Consider the following 20,573-nt stretch of genomic DNA (forward strand, 5'->3'; position numbering starts at 1 on the left):
CCGTGAGTTCTACTTTTCTGCACTTTCCAAGGGGTTTCTAGACCAAAGCTATGGAAAGAAATGCACTTCTTCGCGTATTCTCAAGAAATGCACTCAACCAGCTGGAACCGCCAAGCCCTTGCGTCGTCCGCGCCCGCAGCGCCGGAGGTGGATGTCATCAGCTTGGGCCGGCGCGTCCGGCATCTGCGCAAGGCGGCAGGGCTCACGCTCGACGACCTGAGTGCCGCCGTCGGGACGGCCCCCAGCCAGCTGAGTCTGATGGAAAACGGCAAACGCGAGCCCAAGCTGGGTCTGCTCCAGCAGCTTGCTGCGGCACTCGGGGTGAGCATCGACGAACTGCTCGGCGCGGAGCCGCCCAACCGGCGTGCGGCGCTGGAGATCGAGCTGGAACGGTACCAGCGCAGCCCCATCTATGAGTCCCTGAATCTGCCCAAGATCCGCATCAGTTCGCGGCTTCCGATGGATGTGCTGGAGTCCATGGTGGGCCTGCAGCATGAGCTTGAACGCCGGCTCAATGAGCAGGTCGCGACGCCGGAGGAGGCCCGCCGCGCGAACGGTGAACTGCGCGCGATGATGCGCGAGAGGAACAACTATTTCCCCGAGTATGAGGCCGAGGCGCAGAAGGTCCTGGCCTCGGTGGGCCACACCAGCGGTCCGCTGTCCCACCACGTCATTTCGGACATCGCCGGGCATCTCGGATTCAGCCTCCACCATGTGGGTGATCTCCCTCATTCCACGCGTTCGGTGACTGATCTTAAGAACCGCCGAATTTATCTCACGCAGAACGCCCGCAGCGATCACGACCCCCGTTCGGTGCTGCTGCAGGCGCTGGGCCATTACGTCCTGGGCCACCAGACGCCGAACAACTACGGCGATTTCCTGATGCAGCGCGTGGCCACGAACTACTTCGCCGCCGCGCTGCTGCTGCCCGAGCAGGCTACCGTGGCATTCCTGCAGGAGGCCAAGCAGGCCAAGGAAATCGCGGTCGAGGACATCCGGGATGCCTTCGCGGTGTCCTACGAGACCGCCGCGCACCGCTTCACAAACCTGGCCACCCAGCACCTGGGCATCCGCACGCACTTCCAGAAGACGCACAAGAGCGGCATCATCTACAAGGCCTACGAGAACGACGGCGTGACGTTCCCGCAGGACCACACCGGCGCCATCGAGGGTCAGTTCTCGTGCCGGAACTGGACGTCCCGGGTGGTGTTCGACGTCCCGGACAAGTTCAGCGCCTACAACCAGTACACTGACACCCCGGCCGGGACGTACTGGTGCACGGCCCGGACGGAACGCTCCGCGAACGGGGAGTTCTCCCTGTCCGTGGGTGTCCCGTATGCGCACGTGAAGTGGTTCCGCGGCCGCGACACCACCGAGCGGTCCAAGTCCACCTGCCCGGACGAAAGCTGCTGCCGCCGCCCGCCGGCGTCGCTGACCGCCGAATGGGCCGGGAACGCCTGGCCCTCGGCCCGGGCCCACTCCCACCTGCTGGCGGCCATGCCGCCGGGCGCCTTCCCAGGCGTGGACGAGACCGAGGTCTACTCCTTCCTGCAGGCGCACTCGGGGAGCTGACCCTCCCTCAGTTCCTGCGGGTTCCTCCTGGACCCTCCCTCAGATCCTGCCCGTTACTGCTCGTCGCTCCCTCATTTCCTGCGGCTTTCGGTGCGTCGCTCCCGCACATCAGGTGAGGGAGCGTCCGGGAGTTTGCTGCAGAAGGTGAGGGAGCGTCCCCTTGGGCGTGGCTGACCGCAGGGCAGACTATATTGGCCTGTGTCAGCTCATCGATCTATCTCGCGGGAGCGTGCGCCCATGGCCAAGGAACTTGCCACCCAGCTCATCGAACAACTCCAGGCTGCCGGCGTGCAGCGGATCTACGGGATTGTGGGGGACAGCCTCAACCCGATTGTCGACGCCGTCCGCAAGACCGGCGGCTCGCAACAGGGCGGTATCGATTGGATCCATGTCCGGCATGAGGAGGCGGCCGCATTCGCCGCGGCGGCGGAAGCCCAACTGACCGGCCGGCTCGCGGTGTGCGCCGGCTCCTGCGGGCCCGGCAACCTGCACCTGATCAACGGCCTGTATGACGCCAACCGTTCCGGGGCGCCGGTGCTGGCCATCGCCTCGCACATCCCCAGCAAGCAGATCGGCAGCAGTTTCTTCCAGGAAACCCACCCCGACCGGCTCTTCAACGAGTGCTCGGTCTATTCCGAGCTGATCAGCACCGCGGAGCAGGCGCCCCGCGTCATGCACAGCGCCATCCAGCACGCCGTCGGCCTAAGGGGCGTCGCCGTCGTGACCCTTCCCGGTGACATCGCCGGCCTGGAGGCGACGGCCGAAACGCCGGCCCCGGCGACCTTCCGGCCGGCGGCGCTGATGCCGGACCCCGCGAGTGTGCAGGAACTGGCCGACGCCATCAACGCCGCCGGCAAGGTGGCCATCTTTGCCGGTGCCGGCGTCGAGGGCGCGCACGACGAGGTGATTGCGCTCGCCGGGCTGATCGCGGCGCCGATCGGCCACAGCCTCCGCGGCAAAGACTTCATGCAGTACGACAACGCCTATGACATCGGCATGACCGGGCTGCTGGGTTACGGCGCCGCGGCCGAGGGCATCGAGGACGCGGACCTGCTGATCCTGCTGGGAACGGACTTCCCGTACGACCAGTTCCTCCCCGGAACCCGGACGGCGCAGGTGGACCGGGCCGCGCACAAACTGGGGCGGCGGACCGACGTCGACGTCGCAGTGCACGGCGACGTCCTCCCCACCCTTGCCGCCCTCATGCCGTTGGTCACGGCCAAGAAGAGTCGCCGTTTCCTGGATGCGATGCTGAAGAAGCACGACCGGCTCATGAACAAGGCCGTGGGGGCGTACACCCGCAACGTCGGGACGAAACAGCCGATCCACCCGGAATATGCTGCCTCCCTGCTGGACCAGGTGGCGGCGAGGGACGCGATTTTCACGGCGGACACCGGCATGTGCAATGTCTGGACCGCCCGGTACATCAACCCGCTGGGCACCCGCCGGCTGATCGGCTCGTACCTGCACGGGTCCATGGCCAACGCGCTGCCGCACGCGATCGGCGCCCAGCTGGCCTACCCCGGCCGGCAGGTGGTTTCGGTCTCCGGCGACGGCGGCCTGTCGATGCTGCTGGGCGAGCTCATCACGGTCGCCGCGCACCGGCTGCCCGTGAACGTGGTGGTCTTCAACAACTCCACCCTGGGCATGGTGAAACTCGAGATGCTGGTGGACGGGCTCCCGGACTTCGGCGTCGACGTCCCGGACGCCAACTACGCGGACGTTGCCCGGGCCCTGGGCTACCACGCCGAGCGCGTCACGGATCCGTCCCGCATCGAGGCTGCGTACCGGGAAGCCTTCGCCCACCCCGGCCCGTCGCTGGTGGAGCTCATCACGGACCCCAAGGCGCTGTCCCTCCCGCCGAAGATCAAGGGCGCGCAGGTCCTGGGCTTCGCCACGGCCATGTCCAAAGTGGTCCTGAACCGGGGTGCCGGCGAGGCCGTCAGTATGGCACGGAGCAACCTGCGGAACGTCCCGCGGCGCTAGGGGCCCGGCGAGTTCGCCGGAAGCTGCCCGGTTCGCCGGATATGTCCGGCGAACCGGAGACATTCCGGCGAACTGCGCACCCATCGAGGCGAAAGGTGTGGCCATGAAAGATCACCGCGTGGCGAAAATTGTGGCGGCGGGAACCATCGCGGTGCTCACGGCTTGTGCGCCCCCGGTACCAGGGCTTGTGAAGGCCGACGGCGTCGAACGGGTTCCGGTGGACCGCGCCGCGTACGCTGCCGAATTCCAGGCATTCCGGGCTTCCGCCCTGACGTTGGGAGCCGCGCTGCTGGCCGACGGCGGTGACGGGGCCGAAGGGAACGTGGTGTCGTCCCCCGGCAGCCTGCTGATCGCGCTCGCCATGCTGCGGGCAGGGGCGTCCGGGGAGACCGCCGTCGAAATGGACCAGGTGCTGGGGCTCCCGGACGGCAACCGGGATGAGGCCATGAACGCCCTGCTCGAGTCCCTGGCGGCGTATGACGGTGATCCCGGCTCGGTCGACGAAAAGGATCCGCCCCGGAAGCCGGTCATGCATGCGGCCAACGGTCTGTTTGTGGACAAGGATGTACCAACCGGGAGGAACTACCTGGAAACCCTTGCCCGGCACTACGGCACCGGGGTGTACCCCGTGGATTTCCGGGATGAGGCCGCCACGAGGCCGGCCCTGGATGCCTGGGTGGACCGGAACACAGGCGGCCGGATCAAGAAAGCACCCGCGGAGTACGATCGCGACAACACGTTCAGCCTCCTCAATGCCCTGTACTTCGCCGCGGCGTGGCAGTCTCCTTTCGACCCGAACGACACCTCGGACGGGCCTTTCACGACCTCAGGTGGCGAGGAAATCAGCGTGCCGACCATGTACAACTCGCTGCAGCTGGCCTATGCGGAGGGCCCTGGCTGGCGGGCGGTGGAGCTGCCATACGCAGAAGGTTTTGCCATGCGGCTGGTGCTGCCCGGTCCAGGCGTTGGGCCGGAGACCCTCACGGCGGCCAAGCTGGCGGCAATTGCGGCGGCCCTGGACACGGCCCAGGAGGTCTCCGCACTGATCTCCCTGCCCAAGTGGGACCACAAGAGCACCTTCGACCTGCGGAAGGTATTTGAAGCGCTGGGACTGGCCGGGACCCTGGTGACCACCGAAGATTTCGACGCCATCCAGCCGAAGCTGACGCTTACGCAGGCCGCCCAGGCCGCCGACATCACCGTTGCCGAGAAGGGAACGGTGGCCGCCGCCGTGACGCAGATCAACGGCGCCGTGACCGGTGTGCGGCCCCTCCCGGACCAGACCATCGACTTCGACCGGCCGTTCCTCTACCAGGTCGTGCACACCGAAACCGGGCTCCCGGTCTTCATGGGGAAGGTCGCGGACCCGCGCTGACGGGTGGCCTACCGGCACCCACATCGCCGGAAGCCCTCCAGTTCGCCACAAACTTCCGGCGAACTGGAGGGACTCCGGCGAACTCGGCGGCTTAGGGCGTCCCGCTCCGGCGCTCTTGTGCCAAGGCCGCCGCCACTTTTCCAATCAGCTCGTACGGGACAGGCTTCCGCAACGGGAACTTCAGGCTGCCCTTCGCTGCGCGGTAGGGGGCGAGTTCCGTGCTCAGCGATTCGTCGCCGTCGGGCACGGGGTAGACGGAGATGTGGTGCGCCCAGCCCGCGAAATAGACGACGTATTTGCCCCCGAGCGTGATCGTCGGGATGCCGTAACTGATCATCTCCCCTGATCCTGGTACCGCGGCATGGCAGTGCCGCCGGATCTCCTGCAGCGCCTCCTGCACGTCAGCAGGAAACGAGGCGATGTATTCCTCCACGGACTCAAAGTGCTGTGCCATTGCCGTTTCCTCCAATGATCCCAGCAACGAGTTAGCGCGGGCCGCCCTGCCACAAGGCATCGAACGGGGCGCCCGAGGCCACGCGGTTCCGGATGCCGGCGGTCACAAACGCCTTCGCCGTCCGGGCGGCGGCCAGCGGCGTCGCGCCCTTGGCGAGCTCGGCCGTCACCGCCGCGGCCAATGAGCACCCGGCGCCGGAGACTGCCACCTCGCCCACCTTCGGGGCGGACAGGACTTCCAGGGTTTCGCCGTCATAGTAGACGTCGACGGCGTCGGGGCCTTCGAGCCGCACTCCGCCCTTGGCGAGCACCGCGGCGCCGCTGAGCTCATGGATGCGGACCGCGGCGGCCTTGAGGGATTCGACGTCGGTGATCTCCAGCCCGGAGAGCGACTCGGCCTCGAAGTGGTTGGGCGTGACGAAGGTGGCCAGCGGCAGGATGTGGGATTTGAGCGCCTGGTCGGTGTCCAGGGCGTGGCCCGGCTCCTGGCCCTTGCAGATCAGCACCGGATCCAGCACCACGTTGGCGAACTGCCCGGCCGCCAGCGCCGCGGCCACGGTCGAAATCGTCGCCGGGCTGCCCAGCATGCCGATTTTGACGGTGTCCAGCACAGCCGGCGCGCCGGACGCGGCACCGTAAGCCGCCGTCGTCGCTTCCAGCTGGTCCGCGATGACCTGCTGGTCCACCGGGACAAAGCGGTGGTTCCAGTTGTCCTTGGGGTCGAAGGACACGATGCAGGTCAGGTTCGCGATCCCGAAGACGCCGAGTTCCTGGAACGTCTTCAGGTCAGCCTGCGCGCCGGCGCCGCCGGTCGCTTCGGAGCCTGCGATGGTCAGCGCGACGGCGGGGGAGGAGGCGGGCCCGGTAGCTGTATCGGAAGCAGCAGCGCCATCCGCCAGGGCGGTGGAATCGAATGCGGTAGAAGTCATGGTCCCATCCTGCCATCCCGCCAAAACCGCGCGCATTGTGCTCATGAACAAGCGTTCCATGAACAGTATGAACAAAACCTGAGTGTTCCGGATCACGCGGGCTAGGGTGGCGGACGGTGTTGCTTACCGGCGGCGCCGGATCCAGGAAGGTTCATTGATGAGCACCCAACTGACCGAAGCGGCCCAGACCCGGAAAGCCGTCGGCAACATCCTCAAAGGCTCGGCCGGCAACCTTGTCGAGTGGTACGACCTCTACGTCTACACCGTGTTCGCGGCCTACTTCCAGGCGCATTTCTTCAACTCCAAGGACGAGCTCCAGGCCGGCCTCGAGGCGATGGCCGTCTTCTCGACGTCGTTCCTGATGCGCCCGATCGGTGCCTGGTTCTTTGGCCGTTACGCCGACCGCAAGGGCCGCAAGGCCGCGCTGACACTGAGCGTGACCATGATGTCCGCGGGCTCTTTCGCGATCGCGGTGCTGCCCACCCAGGACGTGATCGGCCTGTGGGCCTTGATCCTGCTGGTCCTCATCCGCGTGATCCAGGGCTTCTCCGTGGGCGGTGAGTACGGCACCAGCGCCACGTACATGTCCGAGGCTGCCACCTCCAAGCGCCGCGGCTTCTTCTCCAGCTTCCAGTACGTCACCCTGGTCGGCGGCCAGATGCTGGCACTGCTGGTCCTTGTGGTCCTGCAGAACGCCATGCCCAAGGCCGAGCTGACCGAGTGGGGCTGGCGCATCCCGTTCGCGGTGGGCGGCGTGGCCGCGCTGGTGGTCCTCTGGCTGCGGCGCTCCATGGAGGAAACCGTCTCGGCCGAACAGCTCGAGGCCGCAAAGTCCCCTGCCTTGGGAGGCCAGGCGCAGCCCGGGACCATGAAGCTGCTGTTCACCAGCTACTGGAAGCCGCTCATGATCTGCATCGGAATCACCCTTGGCGGCACGGTGGCGTTCTACACGTACACCAACTTCATCCTGAAGTTCATGAACGATACCTCCGGCATCGCCAAGACGGACACGTCGGTCATCAACTTCTGGGCACTGTTTATCTTCATGCTGCTCCAGCCTGTCTACGGCATCATCTCGGACAAGGTAGGCCGCAAACCGCTGCTGCTGTGGTTCGGCATCACCGGCGTCCTGTTTACCTGGCCGCTCCTGTCCGCGCTCGCCGGTACCAAGGATCCGATCACCGCGTTCCTGCTCATGATGGGCGGCCTGCTGATCGTAGGCGGCTACACGTCCATCAACGCCCTGGTGAAGGCCGAGCTCTTCCCCGCGTCCATCCGTGCCCTCGGGGTGGGCCTGGGCTACGCGATCGCCAACTCTCTCTTCGGCGGCACCGTCCCGCTCATCGGCGCTGCACTGCAGAAGACCGGACAGGAAGAGCTGTTCTTCACCTACGTCACCGTGGCCATCGGCATCTCCCTGCTGGTCTACATCTTCGCCCTGAAGAACAAGAAGTCCACGCACCTGGATCACGAACAGGGCCACGCCTGGGTGGCTGCTGGTCCGGGCGCGGCCCCGGGGGCTGCTGCTGGTGGTCCGGGCGACGGCGGCAGGGACGAGGACAAGGACCTCATCGACGCCTCGCGCCGCTAGGGCAGGCCGCAGGCCGTCCTCGATCGCCGGATACGCGCCGGGTCGCCGTATGTTCACGGCGACTTGGCGACGGCGGCCCGGGCCCACGCTATTGGGCGTTGTCTGCGAACCGCAGCTGCAGGATCGTTGCGGCGGTGCCCGCCACGAACGTTCCCGCGAGCACAACATAGCTGCCTGGCGGGAGCGAGCCGACAGGATCGGCCACCATGCCGATCAGCAGCGGGACGATCGAATAAGGGAACCACTCCGCCCAGCCGGTCTTGCCGAACAGATTGCCCAGGGCCAGCATCACGAGCGAGAAAGCGATGGGGGCCACTTCGCCTCGGCTCCACACTGCGATCCAGGCGACCACAGGCGCGAGCAGGAACGAGATCGTCGCAGCGAGGAGCACGTGTGCGATTCCCGCCGCGGCCAACTCCGCCGAGAACCCCGGCAGCCCCAACACCAGTCCGATCGCCATGGCCTCGACGAGGACTATGACGATGAGCGCCATCCACCACACGGCCGCGACCGCCAGCTTGGCGACGGCGAACCAATGACGGGCCACGGGCAGCGCGAGCATGTTCTTGGCAGTGGCATCACCGTATTCCCGGCCAAACAGGTAGGCGACGATGAACGTCAGCAGAAGCATCCCTCCGACACCGAAGACCAGCGTGAGCATGTAGAAGTATTGGAGCCACGTCGCCTCAAGCCCGGCAAGGCTCGCTTTGGTACCCAGAAGCCCCAGCTGGGCCGCCCGCCCCGGTTCGCGCACGATCCACATGAAAAGCGCAATACCGAGCGGCATGATCGCGAGCACCGCCAGCGTGGCCCACGTCGCCTTGGCACGGTGGAGCTTCATGAACTCGGTGCCAAGAACCTGACCGAACATCAAACCGCGCCGCCTTCGGACGAAGCGCCGGTCCTCCGGCCATCGGCACCGCGCGCATCGCCCGTCCGCGCCAGGAAGTAGCGCTCCAGATCCAGTGTGAGCAGCGCCTGCTCGCGCTCTTCCGGGGTGTAGGCGTCGGTCGCGAACGCGCGCGCCTTCGCGGCGAGTTCGTCGCGCGACGACTCCTCGATGAGACGGCCGTCGTGGACGATACCGATGCGGTCGGCCAGGTGAGCGACCTCGGCGAGGATGTGGCTCGACATGAAGACGGTGGCGCCGCGATTGTCGGCGAGCGAACGGAGCAGCTCGCGGATCTCGACTATGCCGGCCGGATCAAGGCCGTTGGCGGGCTCGTCGAGCACGAGCAGTTCGGGGGAGTGCAGCAGTGCGCGGGCGAGGGCTAGACGCTGTTTGTTGCCGAGCGAGAGCTGCCCGGCGCGCCGATCGGCATAAGGATCCAAGCGCAGCAGCGTGATCGAGTCGGCGACCGACCGCGGCGGCGAGCCGGTGAGCCGGCGCTGGATGTCCAGATTCTCGCGCACGGTGAGGTTGGGGTAGGCGGTCGCGGTCTCGACGAGGAAGCCAACGCGGGCGAACACAGCGGTCTCGCCAGGGATGATGCGCTTGCCCAGGACGGTCACCTCCCCGCTGCTCGGCCGGATCAGGCCGAGCATCATGCGGATGGTGGTCGTTTTGCCCGCCCCGTTCCTGCCGAGGAACCCGTAGATCTCGCCCCGGCGGACGTCGAGGTTGAGCGAGTCGACGGCGGTGACGTCGCGGTACCGCTTGACGAGGGCGCGCGTGGAAACTGCGGTGTCAGGCATGGGGCTCCTCCTTGGCCCCATCCTGCCACCACGCCCGGAGCGTTCACAGGGTGTGGGCAAGCTTCATAGGATGGGCAGTGCGGAAGCGCTGCGACTTCGAATTCGCCGGAAGCGCGCCGGGTCGCCGTACATTTACCGCGAGCTCGAGGGCTTGCCGCGAACTCGCGGCTCCTGGCCGCCGCCCAGACTCCCATGCCGCCGCCCCCATACCGCCGTGCCCGAACCGTCGGGTGCGAGAATGGAGGCGGTTCCGGCTGCTTGTGTTACCGGGACCGTCCAGTGCTAATACAGCCGGCCGCCCAGCGTGTTCCCTTTGCGGGTGTGGGCCGCCGAGCGAACCACTACGAATGGAATACCCATGACTTCCGCCAAGACCTTCCCGGCGTCAGCCGCACCAAGGTTCGCCTCGATCGGCTCCCCGCATTTCGGCATCATGCTCGCTGTCATGGCCGTGGTACTGATCCTGTCCAACATCGGGGCGTCCAAAGGCGTGGCGATCGGCCCCGTCATCACCGACGGCGGCTTCTTCCTCTTCCCGCTGGCGTACATCCTGGGCGATGTCATCAGCGAGGTCTACGGCTTCAAAGTGGCGCGCAAGGCCATCATCACCAGCTTTGCGCTGTCCGTCTTCGCGTCGCTCTGCTACTGGGTCATCATCGCCCTGCCGGGGTTCGACGACGAATACGGTTCCGCCAAGCAGGCAGCTCTGGAAGGCGCACTGGGACCGGTCCCGCAGATTGTGCTGGCATCGCTGCTGGCCTTCCTCGCCGGCCAGACCATCAACTCCTGGATCCTGGTGAAGATGAAGGCGCGGACCGGGGAAAGGTCCCTGTGGGCGCGCATCATGGGCTCCTCCGTGGCCGGTGAGTTCGTGGACACCCTGATCTTCTGCAGCATCGCCGCATCCGTGATCGGAATTACCGACGCCGCGATGTTCGTGAACTACGTCCTCGTGGGCTTCCTCTACAAGACCCTCGTGGAGTTCGCCTTCGTCCCGCTGACCTCGCTCGCCATCGGCTGGGTCAAGAAGCGCGAACCGAGCTACGGCGCCTAGGACTCCGCCGCCGTGCGCCGGCCGGTTCGGAGCCAGCAGCCGCCCAATTCGCCGGAAACCCGCGGTGTCGCCGTAAGTGTCCGACGACGTGGCGCGCTACCGGCGAATTCGAGTCTGCGGGGTGCGGGGTGCCGGGCGCCGCAACGCATTCGACGCTCAGGGGCACCGGCGGCCGGCCAGCGCACGAAGCAGACGGTGCTTGAATTCCTGCTCGCGAAAGAGGTCCTTCCACTCCACGCGGACGAACCGCCAGCCCTCTTCAACCAAGGCCTTCTCCCGGCGCCGTTCCTCGAAGAGCACCTCGGCCGCGGGCCTGTAGTCGAAGTACTTGATCTTGCCGTCGAACTCGAGGGCGACCTTTTCCTCCTTCCATGCAAAGTCCAGGCGATGGCGCCCGGCGCGGCTCGACACTTCCAGCTGCGGCTCAGGTGGTCGGATCCGCAGCCGCAGGATCAGGTCGCGGGTCAGGGTCTCACCGGGAGATTCGGAGCGAGGATCGGCCGCGGCCAGGACGCGGCGGAAAGTCCGAATGCCCCGGCGGCCGTCCAGATCATCTGCCATGGCCTGCAGGGCGCCCGGGTCCGCGCCGAGTCGAAGTGCGTGGTCGGTGAGGATCAACGCCTGCCTGTAGGGCAGCAGCATGGCGCAGTCGGCCGTCGTGCGCTCCAGGGACGTGGTCCGGAGGCCGTTCACCACGGCGACGTCGTGGTCGGCGAAGGGGCGCGTGTGGCAGCGGACGTCCCTGCCGTGTCGCTCGTTCGAGGGCCGTACCTTCTGGAGGACATGGATCATGTCATCCACTTCCCACAGGTGGAGGAGGCGGAGGCGCGCTGCGGAAGTGTGGCTGTAGTGGAAGGCTCCTGTCGACGTCGTACGCGTTCCGTGGGCGTGCGCGTAGATGAGCTGCCGGCTCCGGACAGTAGGCGACTGGGCGTTCCAGAGGCTGGCGCGGATGTAGCAGCCGTGCCGGAGCCGGACGAGAGTGCCTGAATCGAGGAGCGAGCGGATGGCGCGCGAGCTGAAGCCGAGATCCAGGAGCTGTTCGGTGCGCCAGAGGTTACCGGCCGGCGGCAGCTCCAACACGGGGTTATGCGTCATGCCACCAGCTTCGGCCGCTGCAGGAGCAGGCGGGAGGCCCCGCCGTCGCTATGTGGATAACACGAGAGCGCCGCACCTTGGCTTCTTTGGGGGACGGCTGCTTTGGACGCCGCCCAATTAGCCGGAACGTGGCGAGGGCGCCGCAAAGTTACGGCGAACTCGGTGGTTTCCCGCGAATTCAGCGGGCTTCAGCCGGGAACGCGGGCGGTGGTGCTGCGGACGATGAGGTCCGGCTCGATCAGCTGGCGCTCAGGCTCGAGGGCCGGGTCCTGGATCCGTGCCAGCAGGACGCTTGCGACGCCGGACCCGACAATGTCGCTCCGGTTGTCCACCGAGGTCATGTCCAGATACCGCGACTTGGCCAGCGGGGAGTTGTCGTAGCCGATCACGGAGAGCTCTTCCGGGATGGACAGGCCCCGGGCCTTGGCTGCGGCGAAGGCGCCCAGGGCCATGGTGTCATTGGCGGCGAACAGGGCGGTGGTGTCGGGGTGGTGGTCAAGGACCCAGCAGGCGGCCGCATAGCCGTCCTCCTCAGAGGTGCCGCGGGATTCACCGGCGATCCTGACCTCGATGCCGGCCTCCAGGATGCGGCGGCGGAAGCCCTCCCGCCGGTGGGCCGCGGCGCCGCCGGAACCAGAGAGGTGTCCGATGCGTGTGTGGCCGAGCCCGATCAGGTGCTCCGCCGCCATGCGGCCGCCGCCGTCGTCGTCGTTGGTGATGAGCCCGGCGCCGGCCGGAACGCCGTTCCGCCAGCCGGCGACGACGGCGGGAACCCAAGTGCCGGCCATCATGGACTCGCTTGGCTCGGCGGCGATGACGAGGCCCTCCACGTGCATGGACAGAAGGCCGTCCACGGCCTCCGTGATGCGGTTCTCGCCCGGGCGGGAATCCGCGAGGGTGACCTGGTAGCCGTGGGGGGAGAACACGGATTCCATGCTGCGCAGGAGGTCCACGAACCAGGGGTTCCGGAAGTCGTCAATGACCAGCCCGATGCTTTTCGTCTGGCTGCTGGCGAGCGTGGTCGCCGCCCGGCTGGGGCGGTAACCGAGCTCCGACATTGCCGCCCGGACGGCCTCCCGACGCTTCTCGCTGACCTTTGACGGGTTTTGGAGCACGAGCGAGACCAATGACGGGGAGACGCCGGCGCTCTTGGCGACGTCGTAGATCGTCGGGCGGCGGGTTCTGGGGGTATTCAACGACATCTGCAGGGCCTTTCACGTCTCATCCGAGGATAACCGGTCAACCATTGACAGGACATATGCACATAGCTACGCTTTTGTTCGGTGCCAGATTTTGTAGCGCTCCAATTTCTATCGTCGGGCCGTCGGCCTGACCGAATTTCAAAGGAGAAATCGATGGCTGACAGTTTGGGAGTTGCCGTAATCGGCGCCGGAATGGCAGGAAAAGCGCATGCGGCCGCGTACCGCACGGCGTCGGCGCTCTACAGCCCGGTTCTTCCTCCTATCCGGCTGGTCTCCATCGGCGACGTCAACGCCGAGTTCGGTTCCCTGGCCGCGAAGCGTTTCGGCTACGAACGCCATGACACCTCGTGGCAGGCGATCGCCGAGGCCGATGACATCGACGTCGTGAGCGTCGTGATCGCGAACTCCCTCCACCGCGAAGTCGTGGAGGGCCTGCTGGCCGCCGGCAAGCACGTGCTGTGCGAGAAGCCGCTGAGCGACTCCATTGAGGACGCCCGCGCCATGGCCGAGGCGGCCCGCAGTGCCAGTTCGATTGCCCGCATCGGGTTCACCTTCCGCCGCACGCCGGGCATCGCCTACATCCGGGACCTCATCCGCGCCGGCGTGCTGGGGAACGTCCTGCACTTCAGCGGCCGCTACTGGACCGACTACGGGTTCAGCCCGTCGGCGCCCATGAGCTGGCGTTACAAAGGCGGCCCGGGTTCCGGGGCGCTGGCCGACGTCGGCAGCCACCTGACGTACGTCGCTGAGTTCCTCTGCGGCGACATCAAGTCCATCAGCGGCGGACGCCTCAGCACCGTGATCGACAAGCGGCCGCTGCCGCTGGGCGCCGTCATGGGCCACGACCACTCCGCGGTCAGCGACACGTTCGAGCCGGTCGAGAACGACGACTACGCGGTGTTTTCCGCCGAATTCGAGAACGGTGCAGGCGGCTTCGAGGTCTCCCGGGTCGCCGCAGGTCACGCCAACAGCCTCATCTTCGAAGTCTTTTGCGAGAACGGCGCCGCCCGGTTCGACCAGCGCCGCCCCGCGGAGATCGAACTGTTCCTCAACGACGGTCCCGCCAACGAAAACGGCTATCGCCAGGTGATCCTGGGACCCGGACATCCCTACATCGCGGGCGGGCTGGCCATGGACGCGCCGAGCGTCGGGTTCGGCCAGAACGACGCTTTCGGCTACCAGGCCAGGGCCTTCCTCGAGGAGGTCGCCGGCCTCAGTGAGGCGGACTCCCTGCCCCGCTGCGCCACGTTCGACGAGGGCGTGCGCAACATGGAGCTGCTCGACGCAGTCACCGAATCCGCCCTCAACAACGGAAAGAAAATCACGCTATGAAACTCGGCGTCTACAACGCAATCCTGCACGACCGGACCCTTCCCGAGGCCCTCAAGGTCATCGCCAACCTCGGACTGACCGGCATCGAAATCAACACGGGCGGGTTCCTGCCGGCCGTCCACGTCCCCACCATGGACCAGATCCTGGAAAGCGATGCGGCCCGCGATGACTACCTCGCGATTTTCGAGGGCACCGGGGTCTCGATTGCCGGCCTGAACTGCAATGGCAACCCGCTGCACCCCAAGCATGAGATCGGCGGGAAGCATGCCGAGGACATCCGTCGCTCCATCCGCCTGGCGCAGCGGCTGGGGCAGGACCGTGTGGTGACCATGTCCGGCCTGCCCGGCGGCGAACCCGGGGCCACCACGGTCAATTGGGTGGTCAACGCCTGGAACTCGGCGGCCCTGGACGTGCTCGACTACCAGTGGGGCATCGCGGCCGACTTCTGGAAGGAAACCGACCGGCTGGCCGCCGACCATGGCGTGAAGGTGGCCCTCGAGCTGCACCCGCAGAACATCGTGTTCAACACCGCCGATGTCCACAAGCTCATCGAGCTCACAGGCGCGACCCACGTCGGCGTCGAGCTGGACGCCTCGCACCTGTTCTGGCAGCAGATGGATCCGGCCGCGGTGGTCCGCGAACTCGGCCCGCTGGTCTTCCAGGCCGCGGCGAAGGACGTCCGCATCAATACCGCGAACGCCGCGCTCTACGGCGTGCTCGACAACAGCTTCCGGCGGCTCTCCCCGGACGAAAACCGCACCAACCTCGGCGGCGACGAGTGGGCCAACGAATGGCCCAAGGACTCCGCCTGGGACTTCGTTGCCCTGGGCCGCGGGCACGACACGGCCTACTGGACCGAGTTCCTGCGCGCGCTCTACGACGTGGACCCGGACATGCTGGTCAACATCGAGCACGAGGACGTCTCCCTGGGCCGGATCGAGGGCCTCCAGGTGGCGGCCAAGGTCCTGAGGGACGCCGACTCGGCACTCGCGGCGTCGCTGCACCTCACCAACTGACGGCCTGACGGCCCGGCACCCGAGTAGCGGGCCGCCGTCGTACTCTGGAAAACCTCGAGGTCGCCGGAACGTTGCGGGGTCGCCGCAAACTTCCGGCGACCTCGCGCGGTTCCGGCGATTTCGACGCCGTGGACGCCGGGACGCCCTAGGAGTAGTAGTTCGCCAGGGTCTCGGTCTTGAACTCGAAGAACTTGCCTGCCTCGATGGCGAGCCGGGCGTCGTCGACCATCTTCACCACGAAGCGCTCGTTGTGGATCGAGATCAGGGTGGCCGAGACCATCTCCTTGGCCTTGAACAGGTGATGGATGTAGGCCCGCGAATAGTTCAGGCAGGCGTAGCAGTCGCAGCCTTCCTGCAGCGGGCCGAAGTCGCGTTTGTACTTCGCGCCGGAGAGGTTGAACCGGCCGGTGGGGTGGTAGAACGCCGAGTTGCGGGCCACCCGGGTGGGGGAGACGCAGTCGAAGGTGTCCGCGCCGTTTTCAATGGCCGTGAAGATGTCGTCCGGTTCGGAGATGCCCAGCAGGTGCCGCGGCTTGTTCTCCGGCAGCTCCTCGTTGCACCAGCGCACGATCGTGCCGAGGTTCTCTTTCTCCAGCGCCCCGCCGATCCCGAAGCCGTCGAAGTTCATGGCGCCGAGGTCGCGGCAGGCCTTGCGGCGCAGGTCCTCGTATTGGGCGCCCTGGATCACCCCGAACAGGGCCTGGTAGGGCTTACCGGCGCGCTCGTCCGTGAGCCGGAAGTGCTCGGTGATGCACCGCTCGGCCCAGCGCCGGGTCCGCTCCAGGGACTCCTCCTGGTAGCCGCGGGAGTTCTGCAGCGTGGTGAGCTCGTCGAACGCGAACATGATGTCCGCGCCGATCCGGTGCTGGACGTTCATGGAGATCTCGGGGCTGAAGCGGTGCCGGTCGCCGTTGAGATGGCTCTTGAACCACACGCCTTCCTCGTCCACGTGGGCCAGGCGTTCCTTTCCGGGGGCGACGGCGTCGTCCGGGCCCGAATTGTCCACCGATTTCATGTCGATGACCTTCTTGAACCCTGAGCCCAGGCTCATCACCTGGAAACCCCCGGAATCGGTGAACGTGGGACCGCGCCAGTTCATGAACGCGCCCAGGCCGCCGGCCTCGTCCAGGATGTCCGCGCCCGGCTGCAGGTACAGGTGGTAGGCGTTGGCCAGCACCGCCTGCGCGCCGAGTTCGGCGATGGATTCCGGCAGCACGGACTTGACCGTGGCCTTGGTGCCGACGGCGATGAACGCCGGGGTCTGGATCTCCCCGTGCGGGGTGGCGATGGTGCCGGTCCGGCCCAGGAACTCACCGCCGTTGGCGGCAACCTGCCCGGCCGACGGCGGGCACGCCTCGCTCAGGCGTTTGCCCACGCGGAAGGAGAATTCGGACTGCCGGGCGGGCGCGGGGGACGAAGACGCGAAGTCAGGATTGGCTGGCACGGTTCAAGTGTGCCAGCTAACGCAGCTCAGGACTCAGTGGACGGGATCCGATGTGGGGTAGTTCTCAGCCCGCCACTTGTCCCAGTAGTCGCGGACCGCCTCCAGCTGGTGGGCCCCGAGGTCGTAGGTGGAGACGATTGCGAGGGATCCGCCGTCGGGCCGGACGTCGGCGATGGCGGGCTGGTCCGCCACGATCAGCAGGCCGTCCCCGTGCTCGGCATAGTTGTGGACCGTCAGGCCCACCTGGTGGTTGCTGCGGAACCACACTTTGCCGGAGATTTCCTCGCCCGTGGGCAGGGTGAGCGAATACGGGTCCCCCGGCGACGGGACATCATTGAGCCCCAGTTTCTCTATCGCGGAACCGCCGGAGCCGGGCACGGAGAAGAAGAAGGTCCGGCGCTTGCCGTGCGGGTGCCGTTCCAGGGAGAAGCGCAACTGGTGGAGGAATGTCAGCCAGCCCTGGGTGATGTCCTCGTCCCAGGCCGCCCACTCGGAATTGTGGTCGATTGCCGCCCGGGTGACGCTGACCTCCGTGCCCGTGGGGACAGGTTTCAGGGTGAAAACGTCGCCGCCGTCGACCACCAGGGAGGTGTGGTCGGCGCCTTCGACCACATTGGGGCCGAAGTAGATTTCGTTGATTTCGGCCTCTTGGTCATCGGCCACCCAGCCGTGCCATTGGGCGATCTTGGCGGGTTCGCGCAGCATGGTCCAAACTTGCTGCGCGTCGGAATTGATCACAACGCTCAGATTGTTCGTCATGGGGTGAATCTACAACTCCGTGCCCGCCACGGGTAGGGCCCAACGCTAGACCTCAGGCGCGGACCGATTCGAGCTCGTTGGCGATCCGGCGTTCCAGCTCAACGGTGCCGATCGTTTCGGAGCCGCCGTGCGCGCGCAGGAACAGGAGCGCCTCGAGCCGCAGCAGGCGCCAGTCGCGTTCCGCATCCTGGTTCGCGTTGTCGATCGAGCGGAAGATTTCCTTGTCGTACAGGTTGGGCTCGTTGAGCGAGCGCTGGCGCACCTTGGCGTTGATCCTGGCCTTGAACGGGTCCGTTTCCATGGCCTCCGGCGCGCGGAGCAGTTTCTCGTAGATCCCGGCGCGCTGGTCCTGACCCAGCTGGCGGCAGATGTAGCTGGAGAGCGCCAGCGATGACTCCACGGAGGCCCAGCGGTCGGGGTTGCCGTCGAACGGCAGGACGTTGAGCAGGTCCGCGACCGCCAGGGCGTTGTCGGGGTCCTTGAGGGTGACGAAGAGCTCGTGCGCGAGGTCGCTGAGATCCTTCAGGCAGCTCCCGGACTTGGTGTTGATGCCCTTGGCGAGCCGTTCACTGAGCAGGAGCACCCCGACGGCGCCCGGATGGGCCTCGGCCGCGGCCTCCACCACCGACTCCGGCGTGCCGTCGGGTGCCGGGATGAGCGCCAGGTCCGCTTCGCTGGGTCCGCTCACGGCGGGGGGCGCAACAGGCTGGGGAGGAACGACGACGGCGGCGGCCGCCGTATTGTCGGGCCCGGCAGCGTCGGAGCCAGGTGCGTCGGACCCAGCAGTGTCGGATTCAGCTGCGTCGGGCCCAGGTGCGACCGGCTCAGCCTCGTCCGGCGCGGGGGCGCCGAAATCGGAAGGAGCTGGCGTGCCGGTCGCGCCGCCGTCGGACGCCGGGGTGCCGGCCCCGGCGTCGTCCGTAACGCGGACCAGTGATCCCGCCGCGATCCGCAGCACACCGCCACCGCTGAGGGTCGCCAACACCATGGCGGGAGTCCCAAAGTCGTCGGTTTCGACATCCACGCGATGGATCTCGGCGGAGCGGTTTCCGTCGGGCAGAATCAGGTGGTCACCGGCCCGCAGAGATCCAGCCTGCTGTTCACTGTAGTTCCGGGAGGCTGGGGGGTGGGTCATCGGGAGTCCTTAAAGTTCTCTTGCGGTCCGCCCAACAGTCTACAAAATCGGCCGCACGAAGTCGGGGACGCAGGGGAGCCCCCGAGAGTCCCCGGCCGGCGCCGGGCCCAAGGGAACCGGCTAGTTGCCGACTCCCGCGAAAGCCAGGGCCTGCCGGATCAGGGCCCCCCGGCCGCCGCTGAATTCGAGCTGCACGTCCGTGCCCATGACCTCCTGCGGGGTCATCCAGGTCAGCTCAAGGGCGTCCTGCCGTGGGGAGCATTCGCCGGTCACAGGAATGATGTACGCCAGGGCAACGGCGTGCTGGCGGTCGTCCGTGAAGCCGGTATGGGACGGCGACGGGAAGTACTCGGCCACGGTGAACGGCACCGGGCTGACCGGAAGCTGCGGGAAGGCGAGCGGGCCCAGGTCCTTCTCCATGTGGCGGAGCAGGGCGGCGCGGATGGTCTCGCGGTAGAGAACGCGGCCGGACACCAGGGACCGGACCATGGTGCCGTCCTCGTCGGCCTGCAGGAGGGTGCCGACCTCGTTCACGAACCCTAGGGGGTCCAGCCGGACCGGAACGGCCTCGACATAGACCATCGGCAGCCTGCCCCGCGCTTCGAACAGGTCGTCGTCGGAGAGCCAGCCGGGATTCGGGTCAGGGGTGCGCACATTCATGGTTAAGTTCTACCCCATCCCGTCCCCGAACCCCGGCGTCACGCCCAAGCGACGACGAGCCGGGCCGTCTGCGCCGGGACCGCCAGGTCCACGCCTGTCAGATCCTGAAAGCGGCTGATCCGGTTGAGGATGGTGTTGCGGTGGCAGAAGAGCTGCTGCGCTGTCGCCGTAATGCTCCCTGTTTCCAAGTAATGCTGGACGGTTTCTTTCAGCCGCTCCCGTTCGCCGCCGCGGCACCCGGACAGGCCGGCCTCAAGGTCGGCCAGCAGGTCCAGGCCGACGTCGAGCATTTGCTGCTTGGCCAGCCGGGCCCAGGCGGCCTCCGCTGACAGGGGCCCGGAATCGGAAGGCCGCAGCAGGGAGGCGAGGCTTCCGGCCGTGCGGGCGGCCGCGGGCAGCGCCCGCAGCCCGGCGACGCCCGGAACATAACCGCATGGGATGTCGGTCAACGCGGCGGGAACAGAGTGCCGGGCGCCGTCCCGGTATGGCGGGAGCGGCCAGAACGCGTAGGTGTTCCCACCGAATTCGTGGACGAAGAACCGGCTGCGAGTCTGTTGCCCGGAGCCCAGGCTGGTCGCGGCCGTTCGGAGACTCACTGCTGCGTCGCCACTGGCCGCCACGAGTCCGAAGCGGGCGGTCGAGTCCACGCCGAGGGCGGCGGCGACCTGGCTGACGGTCTCCGCGGTGGGGCTAGCCTGGTTGAAGAGCCGGGCAATGAATTCGCGGCGGATGCTGGACTCCTCCTGGGCCATCCGCACGCGTTCGGTCAGATAGCTCGTGTGGGTGCGCGTGGCGAATTGGTCCACGACGCGCCAGACCCTGTCCACACTGGATGCCAGCAGCGCGGCGTCCTCGGCATCGGCGATCTGCAGCAGGCCTTCCCAGATGATGCTGAAGTCCAGCCGGACGGCCGAGATGAGCGCCTCCGGCGGGATGCCGGCCCGGGCGCGTTTGGCGCCCAGATCGGCAGCAAATTCGAGGAGCGACTCCATCGCCGGACCAAGGGTGGACTGCTGCCGGAGTTCCTGTCCGCGCAGCCCGTCCACCAAGCGCCTGAATGTTTCGCGCGCAGTCACTTCGAGATCGCCGGAGCCCACCTGTTTTTCGGCATACTCGGGGATGTCACGGACCCTCGCCGTAAATGTTTCGGCCAGCGTGTCCAGCCGCCCGTGGAGCAGCTCCACCAGTTCGGCCCAGCGCAGGGAATCACCCGGCGAATGAAAATTGTGCATTCACACATTTTAGGCATGGAAATGCGTGATGCAATGCTAG

At 66.9% G+C, this 20,573-nt stretch carries 18 protein-coding genes; 7 read left to right on the top strand and 11 right to left on the bottom strand.

All coding sequences use genetic code 11. The annotated features are described in order from the left end of the window. Positions 1 to 60 precede the first annotated feature (60 nt). From AC1D0A_RS13765 to AC1D0A_RS13775, 3 genes are all read left to right on the top strand, one after another. A complete protein-coding gene (locus tag AC1D0A_RS13765) occupies positions 61 to 1,572 on the top strand; it encodes a helix-turn-helix transcriptional regulator (protein WP_028278044.1) in 1,512 nt (503 codons plus the stop codon). A 237-nt stretch (positions 1,573 to 1,809) separates the two neighbouring features. Then, on the top strand, positions 1,810 to 3,558 hold the full coding sequence (locus AC1D0A_RS13770; RefSeq protein ID WP_476943169.1) for a pyruvate dehydrogenase: 1,749 nt from the start codon (positions 1,810 to 1,812) through the stop codon (positions 3,556 to 3,558). A 103-nt stretch (positions 3,559 to 3,661) separates the two neighbouring features. After that, positions 3,662 to 4,933, top strand: a complete 1,272-nt coding sequence (locus AC1D0A_RS13775; protein ID WP_476946042.1) for a serpin family protein — start codon at positions 3,662 to 3,664, stop codon at positions 4,931 to 4,933. A gap of 91 nt (positions 4,934 to 5,024) precedes the next feature. Here AC1D0A_RS13775 and AC1D0A_RS13780 read toward each other — a convergent pair whose 3' ends face one another. Together AC1D0A_RS13780 and AC1D0A_RS13785 are read right to left on the bottom strand one after the other, a co-directional pair. Continuing rightward, positions 5,025 to 5,387 (bottom strand): iron chaperone, encoded by a 363-nt coding sequence (locus tag AC1D0A_RS13780; RefSeq protein WP_243181492.1) that lies wholly within the window; start codon positions 5,385 to 5,387, stop codon positions 5,025 to 5,027. A 31-nt stretch (positions 5,388 to 5,418) separates the two neighbouring features. Beyond that, entirely contained in the window at positions 5,419 to 6,315 is an 897-nt protein-coding gene (locus tag AC1D0A_RS13785; RefSeq protein ID WP_243181493.1) for a hydroxymethylpyrimidine/phosphomethylpyrimidine kinase, read from the bottom strand. 157 nt (positions 6,316 to 6,472) lie between these two features. Between AC1D0A_RS13785 and AC1D0A_RS13790 the strand changes: the two genes are divergently transcribed. After that, on the top strand, positions 6,473 to 7,906 hold the full coding sequence (locus tag AC1D0A_RS13790) for an MFS transporter (protein WP_476946043.1): 1,434 nt from the start codon (positions 6,473 to 6,475) through the stop codon (positions 7,904 to 7,906). Between the two features lie 88 nt (positions 7,907 to 7,994). On the opposite strand, the gene AC1D0A_RS13795 is transcribed toward AC1D0A_RS13790, so the two are convergent. Together AC1D0A_RS13795 and AC1D0A_RS13800 are read right to left on the bottom strand one after the other, a co-directional pair. After that, positions 7,995 to 8,777, bottom strand: coding sequence for an ABC transporter permease (locus tag AC1D0A_RS13795; protein ID WP_476946044.1), 783 nt, complete (start codon positions 8,775 to 8,777; stop codon positions 7,995 to 7,997). Then, entirely contained in the window at positions 8,777 to 9,601 is an 825-nt protein-coding gene (locus tag AC1D0A_RS13800) for an ABC transporter ATP-binding protein (RefSeq protein WP_243181496.1), read from the bottom strand. Before AC1D0A_RS13800 ends, AC1D0A_RS13795 begins: the two co-directional genes overlap by 1 nt. A 358-nt stretch (positions 9,602 to 9,959) precedes the next feature. Here AC1D0A_RS13800 and AC1D0A_RS13805 point away from each other — a divergent pair, with 358 nt between their 5' ends. Beyond that, complete coding sequence (locus AC1D0A_RS13805; protein WP_459383777.1) at positions 9,960 to 10,655, top strand: queuosine precursor transporter; 696 nt, start codon at positions 9,960 to 9,962, stop codon at positions 10,653 to 10,655. A gap of 156 nt (positions 10,656 to 10,811) precedes the next feature. On the opposite strand, the gene AC1D0A_RS13810 is transcribed toward AC1D0A_RS13805, so the two are convergent. Together AC1D0A_RS13810 and AC1D0A_RS13815 are read right to left on the bottom strand one after the other, a co-directional pair. Continuing rightward, positions 10,812 to 11,753 (bottom strand): type IV toxin-antitoxin system AbiEi family antitoxin domain-containing protein, encoded by a 942-nt coding sequence (locus AC1D0A_RS13810; protein ID WP_476946045.1) that lies wholly within the window; start codon positions 11,751 to 11,753, stop codon positions 10,812 to 10,814. 188 nt (positions 11,754 to 11,941) lie between these two features. Beyond that, on the bottom strand, positions 11,942 to 12,955 hold the full coding sequence (locus AC1D0A_RS13815) for a LacI family DNA-binding transcriptional regulator (protein ID WP_476946046.1): 1,014 nt from the start codon (positions 12,953 to 12,955) through the stop codon (positions 11,942 to 11,944). Positions 12,956 to 13,108: 153 nt separating this feature from the next. On the opposite strand from AC1D0A_RS13815, the gene AC1D0A_RS13820 reads away from it, so the two are divergent. Beyond that, positions 13,109 to 14,287: a Gfo/Idh/MocA family protein gene (locus AC1D0A_RS13820; protein WP_476946047.1), complete on the top strand. Its 1,179-nt coding sequence runs from the start codon at positions 13,109 to 13,111 to the stop codon at positions 14,285 to 14,287. After that, positions 14,284 to 15,303: a sugar phosphate isomerase/epimerase family protein gene (locus AC1D0A_RS13825; RefSeq protein ID WP_476946048.1), complete on the top strand. Its 1,020-nt coding sequence runs from the start codon at positions 14,284 to 14,286 to the stop codon at positions 15,301 to 15,303. Before AC1D0A_RS13820 ends, AC1D0A_RS13825 begins: the two co-directional genes overlap by 4 nt. A gap of 145 nt (positions 15,304 to 15,448) precedes the next feature. On the opposite strand, the gene tgt is transcribed toward AC1D0A_RS13825, so the two are convergent. The 5 genes from tgt to AC1D0A_RS13850 all read right to left on the bottom strand — a co-directional run bounded on the left by tgt (position 15,449) and on the right by AC1D0A_RS13850 (position 20,533). Continuing rightward, positions 15,449 to 16,747 (bottom strand): tRNA guanosine(34) transglycosylase Tgt, encoded by a 1,299-nt coding sequence (gene tgt / locus AC1D0A_RS13830; RefSeq protein ID WP_476946049.1) that lies wholly within the window; start codon positions 16,745 to 16,747, stop codon positions 15,449 to 15,451. A 33-nt stretch (positions 16,748 to 16,780) separates the two neighbouring features. After that, the gene (locus AC1D0A_RS13835) at positions 16,781 to 17,506 is read right to left on the bottom strand and encodes an SRPBCC family protein (RefSeq protein WP_028278055.1); all 726 of its coding nucleotides are present in this window, start codon (positions 17,504 to 17,506) and stop codon (positions 16,781 to 16,783) included. A 52-nt stretch (positions 17,507 to 17,558) separates the two neighbouring features. Continuing rightward, positions 17,559 to 18,641, bottom strand: a complete 1,083-nt coding sequence (locus AC1D0A_RS13840) for a DUF6707 family protein (protein WP_243181500.1) — start codon at positions 18,639 to 18,641, stop codon at positions 17,559 to 17,561. 120 nt (positions 18,642 to 18,761) lie between these two features. Beyond that, positions 18,762 to 19,301 carry an NUDIX hydrolase family protein gene (locus AC1D0A_RS13845; protein WP_079551800.1) on the bottom strand — a complete coding sequence of 180 codons (540 nt, stop codon included), beginning with the start codon at positions 19,299 to 19,301 and terminating at the stop codon, positions 18,762 to 18,764. A gap of 38 nt (positions 19,302 to 19,339) precedes the next feature. Beyond that, positions 19,340 to 20,533, bottom strand: a complete 1,194-nt coding sequence (locus AC1D0A_RS13850) for a PucR family transcriptional regulator (RefSeq protein WP_243181501.1) — start codon at positions 20,531 to 20,533, stop codon at positions 19,340 to 19,342. Positions 20,534 to 20,573: the final 40 nt, after the last annotated feature.

It is taken from the genome of Arthrobacter sp. P1_D4 (assembly GCF_056406115.1).

What these genes read in the sequence shown, in the direction of transcription:
- AC1D0A_RS13815 (WP_476946046.1), bottom strand. Translation starts at nt 12,955, where the DNA reads ATGTCGTTGAATACCCCCAGAACCCGCCGCCCGACGATCTACGACGTC.
- AC1D0A_RS13825 (WP_476946048.1), top strand. Translation starts at nt 14,284, where the DNA reads ATGAAACTCGGCGTCTACAACGCAATCCTGCACGACCGGACCCTTCCC.
- AC1D0A_RS13840 (WP_243181500.1), bottom strand. Translation starts at nt 18,641, where the DNA reads ATGACCCACCCCCCAGCCTCCCGGAACTACAGTGAACAGCAGGCTGGA.
- AC1D0A_RS13785 (WP_243181493.1), bottom strand. Translation starts at nt 6,315, where the DNA reads ATGACTTCTACCGCATTCGATTCCACCGCCCTGGCGGATGGCGCTGCT.
- AC1D0A_RS13775 (WP_476946042.1), top strand. Translation starts at nt 3,662, where the DNA reads ATGAAAGATCACCGCGTGGCGAAAATTGTGGCGGCGGGAACCATCGCG.
- AC1D0A_RS13810 (WP_476946045.1), bottom strand. Translation starts at nt 11,753, where the DNA reads ATGACGCATAACCCCGTGTTGGAGCTGCCGCCGGCCGGTAACCTCTGG.
- AC1D0A_RS13770 (WP_476943169.1), top strand. Translation starts at nt 1,810, where the DNA reads ATGGCCAAGGAACTTGCCACCCAGCTCATCGAACAACTCCAGGCTGCC.
- AC1D0A_RS13850 (WP_243181501.1), bottom strand. Translation starts at nt 20,533, where the DNA reads ATGCACAATTTTCATTCGCCGGGTGATTCCCTGCGCTGGGCCGAACTG.
- AC1D0A_RS13820 (WP_476946047.1), top strand. Translation starts at nt 13,109, where the DNA reads ATGGCTGACAGTTTGGGAGTTGCCGTAATCGGCGCCGGAATGGCAGGA.
- AC1D0A_RS13845 (WP_079551800.1), bottom strand. Translation starts at nt 19,301, where the DNA reads ATGAATGTGCGCACCCCTGACCCGAATCCCGGCTGGCTCTCCGACGAC.
- AC1D0A_RS13765 (WP_028278044.1), top strand. Translation starts at nt 61, where the DNA reads ATGCACTTCTTCGCGTATTCTCAAGAAATGCACTCAACCAGCTGGAAC.
- AC1D0A_RS13835 (WP_028278055.1), bottom strand. Translation starts at nt 17,506, where the DNA reads ATGACGAACAATCTGAGCGTTGTGATCAATTCCGACGCGCAGCAAGTT.
- AC1D0A_RS13795 (WP_476946044.1), bottom strand. Translation starts at nt 8,777, where the DNA reads ATGTTCGGTCAGGTTCTTGGCACCGAGTTCATGAAGCTCCACCGTGCC.
- AC1D0A_RS13800 (WP_243181496.1), bottom strand. Translation starts at nt 9,601, where the DNA reads ATGCCTGACACCGCAGTTTCCACGCGCGCCCTCGTCAAGCGGTACCGC.
- AC1D0A_RS13805 (WP_459383777.1), top strand. Translation starts at nt 9,960, where the DNA reads ATGACTTCCGCCAAGACCTTCCCGGCGTCAGCCGCACCAAGGTTCGCC.
- AC1D0A_RS13780 (WP_243181492.1), bottom strand. Translation starts at nt 5,387, where the DNA reads ATGGCACAGCACTTTGAGTCCGTGGAGGAATACATCGCCTCGTTTCCT.
- AC1D0A_RS13790 (WP_476946043.1), top strand. Translation starts at nt 6,473, where the DNA reads ATGAGCACCCAACTGACCGAAGCGGCCCAGACCCGGAAAGCCGTCGGC.